General features: G+C 39.7%; 13 protein-coding genes. 3 read left to right on the forward strand and 10 right to left on the reverse strand.

Features of this window, described 5'->3' with window-relative positions; genetic code table 11:
- Positions 1–89 precede the first annotated feature (89 nt).
- The 10 genes from HMPREF1019_RS06945 to rpsU all read right to left on the reverse strand — a co-directional run bounded on the left by HMPREF1019_RS06945 (position 90) and on the right by rpsU (position 9,829).
- Entirely contained in the window at positions 90–1,724 is a 1,635-nt protein-coding gene (locus HMPREF1019_RS06945; protein ID WP_009294986.1) for a multidrug ABC transporter permease/ATP-binding protein, read from the reverse strand.
- Positions 1,724–3,088 carry a coproporphyrinogen III oxidase family protein gene (locus HMPREF1019_RS06950; RefSeq protein WP_009294987.1) on the reverse strand — a complete coding sequence of 455 codons (1,365 nt, stop codon included), beginning with the start codon at positions 3,086–3,088 and terminating at the stop codon, positions 1,724–1,726. Before HMPREF1019_RS06950 ends, HMPREF1019_RS06945 begins: the two co-directional genes overlap by 1 nt.
- A 190-nt stretch (positions 3,089–3,278) precedes the next feature.
- On the reverse strand, positions 3,279–4,127 hold the full coding sequence (locus HMPREF1019_RS10390) for a hypothetical protein (protein WP_009294988.1): 849 nt from the start codon (positions 4,125–4,127) through the stop codon (positions 3,279–3,281).
- A gap of 495 nt (positions 4,128–4,622) precedes the next feature.
- On the reverse strand, positions 4,623–5,414 hold the full coding sequence (locus tag HMPREF1019_RS06960; protein ID WP_009294989.1) for a DUF2314 domain-containing protein: 792 nt from the start codon (positions 5,412–5,414) through the stop codon (positions 4,623–4,625).
- A 236-nt stretch (positions 5,415–5,650) separates the two neighbouring features.
- Complete coding sequence (locus HMPREF1019_RS06965) at positions 5,651–6,148, reverse strand: YajQ family cyclic di-GMP-binding protein (RefSeq protein ID WP_009294990.1); 498 nt, start codon at positions 6,146–6,148, stop codon at positions 5,651–5,653.
- Between the two features lie 3 nt (positions 6,149–6,151).
- Positions 6,152–7,081, reverse strand: coding sequence for a D-2-hydroxyacid dehydrogenase (locus tag HMPREF1019_RS06970; RefSeq protein WP_009294991.1), 930 nt, complete (start codon positions 7,079–7,081; stop codon positions 6,152–6,154).
- A gap of 2 nt (positions 7,082–7,083) precedes the next feature.
- A complete protein-coding gene (locus tag HMPREF1019_RS06975; protein WP_009294992.1) occupies positions 7,084–8,265 on the reverse strand; it encodes a glutathionylspermidine synthase family protein in 1,182 nt (393 codons plus the stop codon).
- Position 8,266: 1 nt separating this feature from the next.
- Complete coding sequence (locus tag HMPREF1019_RS06980; protein ID WP_004318051.1) at positions 8,267–8,884, reverse strand: UPF0323 family lipoprotein; 618 nt, start codon at positions 8,882–8,884, stop codon at positions 8,267–8,269.
- Positions 8,881–9,513: a transcriptional regulator gene (locus tag HMPREF1019_RS06985; protein ID WP_009294993.1), complete on the reverse strand. Its 633-nt coding sequence runs from the start codon at positions 9,511–9,513 to the stop codon at positions 8,881–8,883. The genes HMPREF1019_RS06980 and HMPREF1019_RS06985 overlap by 4 nt, the downstream gene beginning before the upstream one ends.
- Positions 9,514–9,616: 103 nt before the next feature.
- Positions 9,617–9,829 carry a 30S ribosomal protein S21 gene (gene rpsU / locus HMPREF1019_RS06990; protein WP_009294994.1) on the reverse strand — a complete coding sequence of 71 codons (213 nt, stop codon included), beginning with the start codon at positions 9,827–9,829 and terminating at the stop codon, positions 9,617–9,619.
- 144 nt (positions 9,830–9,973) lie between these two features.
- On the opposite strand from rpsU, the gene ccoG reads away from it, so the two are divergent.
- Genes ccoG through HMPREF1019_RS07000 form a run of 3 tightly spaced genes read left to right on the forward strand, consistent with a single transcriptional unit; the run spans position 9,974 to position 11,957 of the window.
- Positions 9,974–11,299 carry a cytochrome c oxidase accessory protein CcoG gene (gene ccoG / locus HMPREF1019_RS06995; protein WP_009294995.1) on the forward strand — a complete coding sequence of 442 codons (1,326 nt, stop codon included), beginning with the start codon at positions 9,974–9,976 and terminating at the stop codon, positions 11,297–11,299.
- A 30-nt stretch (positions 11,300–11,329) separates the two neighbouring features.
- The gene (locus HMPREF1019_RS10395; protein ID WP_009294996.1) at positions 11,330–11,482 is read left to right on the forward strand and encodes a TetR/AcrR family transcriptional regulator; all 153 of its coding nucleotides are present in this window, start codon (positions 11,330–11,332) and stop codon (positions 11,480–11,482) included.
- Positions 11,457–11,957 carry a TetR/AcrR family transcriptional regulator C-terminal domain-containing protein gene (locus HMPREF1019_RS07000; RefSeq protein ID WP_009294997.1) on the forward strand — a complete coding sequence of 167 codons (501 nt, stop codon included), beginning with the start codon at positions 11,457–11,459 and terminating at the stop codon, positions 11,955–11,957. The genes HMPREF1019_RS10395 and HMPREF1019_RS07000 overlap by 26 nt, the downstream gene beginning before the upstream one ends.
- Positions 11,958–12,048 lie beyond the last annotated feature (91 nt).

The following is a 12,048-nucleotide window of genomic DNA, read 5'->3' on the forward strand; positions in this document are numbered from 1 at the left end:
TTTCAAAATTCTACTAAATTTAAATTTATTTGATCTTGAAATAGCTCAAGAGTAGCGCACTCAATTCTCTTTTTGTGTAAAAAATACTCTTATTTTATCTTCTCAACGGCGTCTTTTGCAGCACTTATGCGCTCAGCCTCGTCAAGCTCGCGCACAAAACCATCTTTTACTAAAATGATCCTAGTTGCCACGTCAAAGTAGCTATCATCGTGGCTTACGGCGATGATGCTTATGCCTTTGCTTTGCAAAAACGGCAAAATTTCTTTATAAAATTTACGCTTGAATAATGGGTCTTGATCGGCCGCCCACTCATCAAGGATAAGGATAGAGCGGCGCTCTAATATGGCCATTAGCAGGCTTAGACGCTTTCTCTGCCCGGTTGAGAGCTGCGTGGTACTAAGCTTATTATCAATGACACTTACCTTTTTATCGATCTCAAGCATGGCCAAGAGCCCCTCTATATCGCTTTGACTGGCAAAGCCATCACGACAGAGCGTTTGTGAAAATAGATAAAAATCAGCAAAAATAGCGCTTATCTTTGCTTGATAGCTTTGTAAATTTGCCTCATCTATCTTTGTGCTATCAAGGTAAATTTCACCGCTACTTGGGCGGATAAGTCCGCAAAGAATGTTTATAAGCGTGCTTTTGCCGCTGCCATTTTTACCGATGATAAATGTTATCTCACCGCGTTTGATCTCTAAATTTACATCTTTTAGGCTAAATTTGCCGTGGTCGTAGTTGAAATTCAGATCCTTTAGCCTGATGCTTTGCCACTCGTCGCTTAAGCTATCGTCAAATTTAAAGCCTTCTTTAAATTCATTTAAATTTAAACTCATGATCTTTTCTAAGCTCACCTTTGCGCTAAGTGCGGCTGGTATGGAGCCAACCATGCTCATAAATGAGCCTCTTAAAAATAGTATCGTAAGGCTGATACTTAGTGCTGTTTGCAGGCTCGCCCAGCCAAATGCCACGCATAAAAATACGCAAAGTCCGACTGAGCCAAGTAGCATCACGTTTGTGAAATTATCACTTAGCGCGTGAAATACGTCAGCCTTTACCATACTTTGACGCTTCTTATCGCCTGTAAAATTTAGCTCATCAAAGCAAATTTGCGCTCTTGCTCTGTTTAGACTAAGCTCTCTATGCCCCTCAACGATGTCGTCGTAGTGCCTTTGCAGCGCGTCATCTTGCGTCCTTGAGTCTTTAAAGTAAAAGTGGATCTTTTTCATCAAAAGCGTGTTTATAAAAAGCGTCGCACCGATCCAAACGGCTAGAAATATAAAAACTTTTGGCGCGATCACGCAAAGATAGATACTCGCGCAGATGATGAAAACTAGGCTTTGTATGAAGCCAGTAGCGCTCATAAAGGCAAATGTGATCGTTTTTATGTCGTTGTTTAGACTTGCTATGATCTTTGCCTTGCCGATCTCGTTTATCACGCTATTTGGCGTGTCTAAAATTTGCTTTACGCTTTGATATCTAAGCTCATAGATAAATTTATGTCCAAAATTTGTGAGCGAGATGTTTGCGGCGATGGCGCTTAGAAAAAAGAGGAGCAAAACAACTATAAATTTAACCGCCACAAAGGCGTTAAATTCTTTTAAATTTACAAGTTCGTTGTTTATAAAAGAGAGCGTCCAGACGCCAAGCCCGCTAAAGGCAAGCGTCAGGATCACTATTTTGATTATTGAAAAAAGATTGCTTTTTATTAAATTCGCAAGCATTACATGGCAGCACGTGGCTGGATGATATTTTGATCAAATTTTTGCTCGGTATTTTCACTCATGATGTGAAGTACCTTGCTGCGTTTGATCTTCGCGTCATCCTTAAATATCGCGCGTACCTTGTCCATGCCAGCGTAGAAGTCACGCATGAGCACGACGCAGATGTATTTGCCAAAAAACGTTGGCTTGATAACGCCATTTTCTTCGTAGATCGCATTTACTAGCTTTAGCAAGCTAAGCTCGACAAATAGGTCTTTGTTGATGTTTGCGTTGTTTTGCTCGTTGTAGGTTTTGATATCGACGGCGCCGTCAAAAAGCCTTGTTAAAAATGTATATTTTAGTCTCTCTTTTTTGCTAAATGCGCATTTTGCGATGACTGGGCTTTGTCTATCTTTGACCTTTCTGCCGTAGTCAAGTAGGTTAAAGGCATTTATCACAAGCTCGCCGTTTAAGAAGCTAAACGCGCCACTTCCAACGCCCACGTACTCTAAATTTGAGCCTACATATTCGTCGCGAAGGTCTGCGCTTTTTTCATTTGAAAATGCCCAAGCGTTGCTTTGTCTATATCCGCCCTTAGCAAATTCACTCACGATGATCTCGTAAAATTCGCGCTCATTATCAACGTTTGAGACGCCAAGTGCTCGAGCGATGTTCTCTCTTGTTAGCTCTGATTTCATGAGCGGATAGAAGGTGATTTGCTGTGGAGAGATCGATTTTGCAGTGTTTATGTCGTTTATTAGCTGCTCTTTTGTTTGATTTGGTAGGTTAAAGATGAGATCTAGGCTGATAACTGGTATCTTGCCGATAGCCTGCTCAAGTTTTCTTTTTGTCTCCTCAGCTGAGCCAAATTTCTCGTATCTGCCAACTCTTTTTAAAGTCTCATCATCAAAGCTTTGCACGCCAACGCTTAAGCGGTTGATGAGCCCATCAAAACGGCTTAGGCTCTCTGGTGAGATGTGATTTGGGTCGCTCTCTGCTGAAACGTCCTCTATACTAAAGAGATCTTTTGCGAGTTTTAGCGTCTTTTCAAGCTCTGGCTCGTTTATAAGCGTCGTGCCACCACCCACATAAAGCGAGCTAAAGTCAAAGCCAGCCTCTTTTATCTGCCTCATCTCCTCGCGTAAATTTTCAAAGTAAATTTTTGCAAGCTCCTGTTCGTAGTGGTACTTGTGAAACGAGCAATACGGGCAAAATGTGTGACAAAACGGCACGTGAGCGTAGAGCATATACTTTTTGTCTTTTTTTGGAGTTTTAGTGTAAGTCGTGTTTAAAATGTCTATGTTAAATTCGTTATATAGCGATTTTTGTATAGAATTATGAGCGTAATTTACAGCAAAACTCTCAACAATATTTTTAAAAATCATAATTAATCGCCTTAAATAAGTTAATTTTAATTTAGTCCATTAGGATAGCCAAATTTTAATAAATTTAGCCTTGCATTAACGTAAATTTTGAGTAAAAAATGCAATCATTTTTTAAATTTTCTATTTTTATAAACCTGCGATTTTTACATATCTAGCTCGCTTTTGCTCTATAAATTTAAGCTTAGCCTACTTACTCTTTTACTCTTGAGATGACCTTGCTTGAGTCAAGCTCAAATTTCACTCCGTCTTTTGTCTGCAAGTAGTAAAATTTACCGATATTGCAAAGCGACTTCACATCATAAATTTTAACCGCCTTTTCATCTATCTCGCAAGGCGTTTGCTCTTTGTCTTTTGCCTCGCAAAGTGAGCTAGGTAGCGCCTTTAACGCACTTTTATCCACAAGTAAAAATTTATAATCCACATCGCCTATGTTAAAGGTTTTTGCTGTGTATTTAATAAACAAAAGTGAGTTTGAAACGATCATAAGTGAAAGAGCAGCGTAAAAAACAAATGAAAAATCCTTTGTCTCTTTGATGCTCGCAACGCCTAGCACAAAAGAAAGCATAAACGAGCAAAAGAGTATCCAAAGTGTCAAAAATCCGCCATCTTTTAAGACAACAACCGAAATGATAAAGAGCAAAAGCATGATAAGCGATAAAAGATAGATGATGAAATTTGATCTATCTTTAAAGAAAACTGCCAAATTTACCCCAGCATAAGAGAGCAAAAGTAGCGATAAAATGGCACCCCGGCCGTAGTTTAGCTTGAAGGCTGCAAAGGCTAAAATGGCAAATGAGATGAGCGTTAAAAAATAGATGAAATTTGAGCTATAAAAAAATAGAAATTTTGGCTTTTTAAATTTATATTTTTTATCGTCATTTTGGTAAAGGTAGGAGACAAAGACCAAGATAGCGATCTCAAAAGCCGTCACGATCGCGGTCGCGCAAAATAGCAAGATACCTGTAAATATCATCTCTGAGCTATCTAAACTCGGAAAATAGCCGATCTCAAAGCCAAAATACAAAAAGTAGCAAAGCATGCTGACGACTGGGACGATAAAATTTGAATGTTTAAAGAAATTTGTAGCGCACTCTTTTATGAAATTTGCCTTTAAATTTGCCGAGTGCTCGCCAAGACGGCTCTCAAAATACGAATTAAAAAGCAGCTCATTTTTTATCTTTTCAAGGCGCTCCTCGTCGCTATTTGCTGCGCCTTTATAAATTTCATAGTTTTTGTCTCAAAATCCTTTGTGATCTCATCTTTTATGTCTAAGATCACAAAGCAAATTCGCTCTTTTAGCTCGCTAAGCTTCTTTGAAATTTCAGCGTAATTTGTCCTATTTGGCTTTAAATAAAGCTCGCATTCGCTTTCTAAAAGCGCTATTAGCCTACCTTGTTTGCTGCTTATGATATGAGAGTTTAAAAACCTAGCCTTAATAAAATTTATAAATTTACTAGCCTCTTTTACGCTCTCATTTTTTCATCTAAAATGTCTTGATAACTCAAATTTAAATCCTAAAAATTTACACAAAATGCTATTTAAGCACCTTTGCGATTTCGCTCCAGCCTATTTGCTTAGCAAGTTCAGCTGCGGTTTTGCCACTTTTTGTGCGGGCGTTTTTGCTAGCGCCATTTTCTAGCAAGAGATTTACGATCGTTAAATTTCCAGCAAGTGCCTCGTGGTGAAGCTGCGTAAAGCCAAGTTCGTCGGTGTCTGAGACCATGCTTGGATGAGTTTTTATATACTGCTCCACCTGGCCACGCATATTTTTGCTCATCGGATGCTCTATCAAATTTTCTGGGTGCTCTTTTTGCTCGAAAACTACCAAAATGTCTTTAAAATCGCCAAAGTCAAGCCCCCAAGCCGCGTCATGCTCGGCTAGCTCATCTTTTTGCATGCGTGAGCGCATCGCCTGCACGCTAAAGCCACCATAAGCACGTCCATCTATCGCAAAGAGCCAGTCGCTCATATCGGTAAATTTTGCGCTTATCTGATCGCCAACTTTCACGTTTTGCACGCTATCTGGCTCATTTACGAGCGTGCCATATATCGTCTCTCCGTCAAATTCAACGTCATTTACCCACATGTGCTCGCCCACCTCTTCGCCATTTATGACGTCTAAAAAGCAAATTTTTACCATCGCATAGTCAAGTCCTGGCACGATCCTGCGGCGCTCCCAGTAAAGCTCACGCCAAAAATATTTAAAGCTCTCACGAGCTTGCTCAAATGCGCGCTGCATGTAGTCTTCGTCGCTACTTACAAAATAGACCGGCATCTGCTCGCCAAGGTCTATTTGTTTGCCAAGGATTTTCTCAAAAAAGCCCATTTTTACCCCTTTTTAGAATTTAGATATATCAAATTTAAATAAAACAATAAGGCGATTCACCCGAGAATACGTCAAATTTTAGATACAAAAATCCTGCGAAATTTTAAATACAAAATTCGCACAATTATTTCGCAAAATTAGGCGAGGCGATTTGAATTTTTGTGACGGGAGTTACCGAGCTGGTAATGACCGAGCAAAAATTTGAATCAACGACGCATAATAAAGCGAAAAATACGTTATTTTAGGTTTTTAAAGCTTATCGGAAGCTCTAAATTTAACCCCCTAACCAGCTTTATGCACTCCTGCAGATCGTCTATGCTTTTGCTTGTCACTCTGATCTCTTCGCCCCTGATCTGCGCGCTTACCTTGATCTTTGAGTCTTTGATCGCTTTAGTGATCTTTTTTGAGTTTTCACTATCAAGCGTGTCATTTAGCTTTAGTGTCGCCTTTAAATTTCCCCCGCTTGCTGGCTCTCTTTTTGTCTCTGTGATCGCTACTGGTGGGATGTTGCGCTTGATGAGCTTTGAAATCACGATGTCTTTTAGCGCGTCGATCTTGTTGTCACTTGAGCTAAGAAGCGTGATAAATTTCTCTTTTTCATTTAGCTCAAGTTCGGCCGCAAGCCCCTTAAAGTCATACCTCGCTGCGATCTCTTTTTTCGCCGTCTCAAGAGCGTTTTTAACCTCCATCATATCGACTTCAGCGCTTATATCAAAGCTATGTTCGCTTGCCATTTTCTATCCTTTTATAAATTCTTCTATATTTTTAACTATGAGTGTGATCAGCCGTTTTCTAGCCTCCAAGCTGCCCCATGCTACGTGTGGGGTGATTAGTAGATTTTCTTTGTTTTTTACATTTAAAAATGGGCTATTTTTGCTCATTGGCTCACTTTCTAAAACATCGGTGCCAAAGCGTAAATTTCTCTCATCTATCGCCCTTGCCATCGCTGCTTCATCCACTATGCCGCCACGTCCTAAATTTAGCACTATCGCATCATCTTTTAGCAAATTTATTTCGTTTATACCTAGCAAATTTCTAGTCTTTTCATTTAGCGGTGCGTGGATGCTGATGATGTCGCTGCTTCTTAGTAGCTCGTCTAAGCTTTTTTGCTTAAACTCGCTATTTTTATTTGCTCCGCTTGTCGAGTAGTAGCTCACGTTTGCGCCAAATGCACGTGCTGCCGCCGCCACGCCGCGTCCTATCTCGCCAAGTCCGATGATGCCAAACTCTTTGCCAGCGATCTCGCTGATATCTGCGCCAAGATAGGTGAAAATTTCGCTCTTCACCCACTCGCCACTTTTTACGTAGCGATCATAAAATTTGATGCGATTTGTTAGCTCAAAAAGCAAGGCAAATGTGTGCTGCACGACGCTTGCGGTTGAGTAGCCAGCGACGTTTTTAACGACTATGTTTTTAGCTTTTGCATGCTCTAGATCGACATTATTCATCCCAGTTGCGCTTATGCAGATAAGCTTTAAATTTAGCGCATCCATCACGGCTTTGTCGATGACAACCTTGTTTGTGATGACGATATCAACGCCCTTTAGACGAGGTGTGATCTCATCGCTTTTGGTTTTTTGGTAGCTGATAAACTCGCCAAATTTCTTAAAAACACTAAGATCAACGTTTTCTCCAAGCGTTGCCGCGTCCAAACAAACGATCTTCATCTTTAATCCTTAATGAAATGTCCTACAAATTTAGAGTAGTTATCTAAAATTTTGCCGCCCTTTCTATATCCAAGCGCACACGCCTCATAAGCGTAAAATACGCCTGCTTGGTAGCTCTCGCCCCTCTCATCTTGGTTAAACTCGTAAAATTCTTGATAGATGGCTTTGTTTGAGTCGTATTCGCCATCACTGCTTGCTATTTGTGCGCCGTTTTCATCGTATATAGAGACGTTTGCACCTTCTCTACCAAATACCGGCTTTTTCACATATTTTTTGCCTTTTAGTGGCTCATTTGAGGTCTCAAGCAAGAGCGGGTGATTAGGATATAGATCCCAAAGGATTTTTAAAATTCCTTTGCTTTGGAAAAGCAGCGTGTAGGCTGGATTTATGATGATAGCTTTTTGATTTTTGACGATGTTTGAGAGTATTAGAGCCAGCTCGCCCTCATCGATCGCTATGCTCTCCCAAGGAACAAGCTTGAACCAATACTCGAAATTTTCATCATTTTTAAAAATGCCCTCATTATCGTCAAAAACGACCTCATCAACGTAGGCAAAGTCTGTTTCAAAGCCAGCCTCTTTTGCGATGTATTGCAATAGTTTTACGGTCTGCTCGTCCTCGATACTGCCTGCGATGCTGCTAAAGAGTATCCCCCAGCCCTCGTAAAGATCGTCAAAGTCCGCATCTTCATCGCCAAGCGTGATAAGGCGTTTGAAATTTTGCTTTAGCGACTCGTAAAGGTCGTTAAACTGGGCTGCTTCATCCATGTGATTTAGCTTTAGCATCGCCCACTGGATGATCGCCGTCTCAAAAACTGCCGTTGGCGTGTCGGCGTTAAACTCAATGAGCTTTATAGGCTTGCCATCAAGCCCTCCAGCTAGGTCAAACCTGCCGTAAAGGTGCCAATGAACGTCATTTTCCCAGCTATTTTTTATGATATCAACAAGGTTAAATGGTATGCCTATCTCGTGAAAAAGGTTGTTGTCAATCACGTGTTGAGCGGCATTTACATACATATCATATAGCTCGTTTGCCGCCTCGTAGTAGGCATTTGCCTCTTTTTCGCTTACTTGCACGATCTCATCTGCGATATACGAGCTGTTGTCGTTATCTGTATGCCATGCAAAGCCGATCTTCTCCATAAATTCGTTATTTAACGGGGTGATTTTTCTTAAATTTATCATTTCAGCCTCCAAAGCTTGATGAGCTAGAGCCTGACTTTGAGCCACCACCGAAAAATCCGCTCTTACCGCCACTACTTCTTGCAGCAGAATTTGCCGCTTTTTGCTTGTTAAAGCTATCGACACTTCTTGTGTAGGCACTTGGATTTTTATATGTGCTTTGGCGATTTGCTTGGAAATTTTGGTTGCCAAAGAGCTTACTGCCTATCCAGCTACCAAGTATCGCGCCAGCTGCTGAGGCAAGGATCGTCTCGCCAAGGCTTAGCCCGCCGCTACTTAGCTGTGCGTCGCTCGTTCTTGTCAAATTTGAAGTGTTGTTGTCGATCTTTGCGTTTGCTTGAGCTAGAAGTTTATCGATCTCATCTTTGCTAAGCACGCGCTCAGTGCCGTTCATATCTTTTAGCACGACCCTAGTTTCGGTGCTTGGGTACTCTTCTAAAATTTTATAAACGCCAGGTGCGCTCTCTTCAATGATGACAAAGGCACCGTTTTTTTGCGCAACTTCGTTTAGTGCGTTTTCATTGCCGCCATCGTCGCTCCCACAACCTGCAAGTCCAGCCATGATAATGGCACCAAATCCCCCAACCGCAGCATAAGTAGCTATCTTTTTAATGTGTTTCATATCTCTCCTATCAACTCTTTTAAATTTTTATGTCTTCTAACAAGTATCACGCCGCGTTTAAATTTTATAAATTTGGAGTGATGTATCGCTTTTATTATCTTTTCACTGATCTTTTTTGTCGCTTTTGGCTTTAAATTTAACTCCTTTAGATATTCGCTTAAATTTATCCATTTTGACTCGTCCTCTATCTGCGCATCTATCGCCACTTCGCTTGCGGCACTTTCGTTTTTAGGTGCTAAAAGCGGCCTTTGCATAGCGTTTAGAAACTGCATGAGCTTCTCATCTCTATCCTTATAAATTTGCAAAATTTCATTTTTGCGCTCGATAAGCATCTGCTCTTTTTCTTTAAAAAGCCTATCTTTATCGGCTTGTAAGTTTAAATTTAAGCTCTTTAGCTCATTTAGCTCATTTAGCAAATAGCTTACAAACTCGTCGTTTTGGGATTTGGTTTTTGTGCTTTTTGGGGCGGTTTTTGTGGGTTTTTCGCTACTTGGCTCCTCGTCAAGGATGACAAATTTAGTGCCATTTTCAATGACCATTTTTAACGAGCCTCGGCGAATTCTATTATAGACTGCTTCTTTTGTTATGCCTAAAATTTCTGCAGCTTCATTTACAGCTAGCTTTTGCATCGGATTTCCGTTTAAAATAAAATAAAAAAATTGCTTTGATTATAAAAAAATAAGGCTAAAAGAAGAGTTAAACAAAGAGAGCAAAGCCCTCTTTGTCTTGGTTTTAGAGTCTTGACTCGTAGCGTCTAAGCATATAAAGACGTTTAAGCATTTTCTTGCGAGCTGCAATTTTTTGTTTCTTGCGGATCTCAGTTTTAGGCTCAAAGAAGCGTCTAGCTCTTGCTTCAGTTACTACTAAGTTACGGTCAGTTTGTTTTTTAAACTTTCTGTAACCCTCGTCAAATGACTCGTTAGGATGTACCTTAATACCAGGCAACGTCCTCACCACCTTTCAGATTAAAATAAGCCGTGAGTATAGTTTAATTTTCATAAATTTAAGCTTTTAGGCAAATTTAAAATATTTAATACTTTTTTAATAGCCCAAAATTTATAATCTTAAAATTTCAAAAAAAGGCTCACCATGTCAAAAGATCTTCATCTTACCTACGCCAAGAGGCGTTACATTTTTTTCGCCTGTATCACGTTATTTGTATTTATTTTGCCATTTATCAGGATAAATGACGCGCAGCTATTTTTGCTGAGCTTTGATAAGAGCAGAGTTGATCTATTTTTTACTAAATTTGATATGCAAGAGCTATATTTGCTGCCGTTTTTGTTTATCACTTTGTTTTTAAGCATATTTTTCTTAACGACGCTTGCAGGGCGCGTCTGGTGCGGTTGGAGCTGTCCGCAGACCATTTTTAGAACGCTCTTTCGTGACCTTTTGCAAACTAAAATTTTAAAGATCAGGAAAAATATCCAAAACAAACAAAATGAGCCACAAGGTCAAATTTTTAAGCGTGCATTAGCTGTTGGAATTTGGTGCGTTTTAGCCCTTATCATAGCTGCGAATTTCATGTGGTTTTTTGTGCCTCCATTTGAGTTTTTAGCCTATATAAGCGAGCCAAGCGAACATAAAATTTTACTTGCATTTTGGCTTAGCATCGCTGCTTGGCTAGTCTATGACGTGGTCATTTTAAAAGAAAATTTCTGCGTCTATGTCTGTCCGTATGCGAGGGTGCAGTCAGTTATGTTTGATAGCGACACGATCCAAGTTATTTATAATCAAAAACGAGGCGGCGTCATATATGATGGCCGGGAGAAATTTAAAAAGCCAAAAGAAGAAGGCGCACTTTGCACTGGGTGTGAGGCCTGCGTGAGGATATGTCCGACACACATAGATATAAGAAAGGGCATGCAGCTTGAATGTATAAACTGCCTTGAGTGCAGTGACGCGTGCGCTAAAGTGATGGGGCATTTTAACGAAAGCTCACTCATCGAGTGGAGAAGCATAAATTCTCAAAATGAAAATAAAAAGGTGAAAATTTTTAGATTTAGAACGGTTGCTTATCTTGTCATTTTGTGCGTAGTTTTAGTAGCTGCAGCGCTGATGAGTGGCAAAAAAGAGAGCATGCTTTTAAATATAAATAGGACAAGCGAGCTTTACAAGGTTTTAGAGCAAGGTGAGGTTGAAAATTCTTATGTATTTTTAGTGCAAAATACCCAAAGCAAGGATCAAAAATTTTTCTTTGAGATAGATGATAAAAGCATAGAAATTTCTCGTCCAAATAGGCCTTTTACGCTAAAAGCTGGCGCAAAACAAAAGGTCATCGTCACGCTAAGATCAAAAAATGAAAACACGAGCGAAAAAGATCTTTTAAAACATATAAATATAAAAGCTTACGCCACTGACGAGCCAACTATCAGCGTGCAAAGGCAGAGCACCTTTATCTATCCTAAAAGATGATAAAATGGCGAAAATTTAGCGGGAAGTGAAATGGCGATCTCAGAAAAAGGCAAAAAACGATACGAGCTCATCGTAAAAACAGCGCTTGATCTATTTTTAAAAAATGGCTACGAAAAGACGAGCCTTAGCTATATCGTGGCGATAAGTGGCGGCTCGCTTGCAAGCATTTACACATTTTTTTGAGAGCAAAGAGGGGCTTTTTCAAGCGATCATCGAGCAAGAGATAGACGCTCTTATAAAAGAGATCGATGAGAAGATAGATCTTAAAATTTCTCACAGCTTGGAGGAGTTTTTAACCAAATTTGCAACCATTATTTTTTCTATCATCTGCACCAAGAAAAATATCTCACTTGGTAGGATAATGATGAGCGAGGGCTCTAAAAATGGCGGCAAACTTGGTAGGGTATTTTTAGATCAAATTTTAAATAGGATCGATCTTGTGCTTATAAATTTCTTTGAAAGAGATGAGATAAAAGCACAGCTTAATCCAAAATTTCCAGCCAAATTTGCCGCAAAATGCTTTATAGAAAATGTAAAGGGGTCACATTACTACAATGCCCTCATATTAGACGAAGAGCCAAAACTAAGCAAAAAAGAGCGTGAGGAGCACGTTGCTTTGTGTGTTGAGCTATTTTTAAATGGCATTATTAAGAAGTAGAATTGACTTTTAATTTATTTTTGGTTATATTCACGGCATTTAAAATTTTGTAATGAAAATTACAAAACTAAACTTGGGATTAAAATTTAAA

This window comes from Campylobacter sp. 10_1_50 (assembly GCF_000238755.1).
GTDB classification, from domain to species: domain Bacteria; phylum Campylobacterota; class Campylobacteria; order Campylobacterales; family Campylobacteraceae; genus Campylobacter_A; species Campylobacter_A concisus_R.

Coding starts and splice junctions, on each gene's coding strand:
- HMPREF1019_RS06970 (WP_009294991.1), bottom strand. CDS start 7,081: ATGAAGATCGTTTGTTTGGACGCGGCAACGCTTGGAGAAAACGTTGAT.
- HMPREF1019_RS10390 (WP_009294988.1), bottom strand. CDS start 4,127: ATGCTTTGCTACTTTTTGTATTTTGGCTTTGAGATCGGCTATTTTCCG.
- HMPREF1019_RS06945 (WP_009294986.1), bottom strand. CDS start 1,724: ATGCTTGCGAATTTAATAAAAAGCAATCTTTTTTCAATAATCAAAATA.
- HMPREF1019_RS06980 (WP_004318051.1), bottom strand. CDS start 8,884: ATGAAACACATTAAAAAGATAGCTACTTATGCTGCGGTTGGGGGATTT.
- HMPREF1019_RS06950 (WP_009294987.1), bottom strand. CDS start 3,088: ATGATTTTTAAAAATATTGTTGAGAGTTTTGCTGTAAATTACGCTCAT.
- ccoG (WP_009294995.1), top strand. CDS start 9,974: ATGTCAAAAGATCTTCATCTTACCTACGCCAAGAGGCGTTACATTTTT.
- HMPREF1019_RS06965 (WP_009294990.1), bottom strand. CDS start 6,148: ATGGCAAGCGAACATAGCTTTGATATAAGCGCTGAAGTCGATATGATG.
- HMPREF1019_RS10395 (WP_009294996.1), top strand. CDS start 11,330: ATGGCGATCTCAGAAAAAGGCAAAAAACGATACGAGCTCATCGTAAAA.
- HMPREF1019_RS06985 (WP_009294993.1), bottom strand. CDS start 9,513: ATGCAAAAGCTAGCTGTAAATGAAGCTGCAGAAATTTTAGGCATAACA.
- HMPREF1019_RS06975 (WP_009294992.1), bottom strand. CDS start 8,265: ATGATAAATTTAAGAAAAATCACCCCGTTAAATAACGAATTTATGGAG.
- HMPREF1019_RS06960 (WP_009294989.1), bottom strand. CDS start 5,414: ATGGGCTTTTTTGAGAAAATCCTTGGCAAACAAATAGACCTTGGCGAG.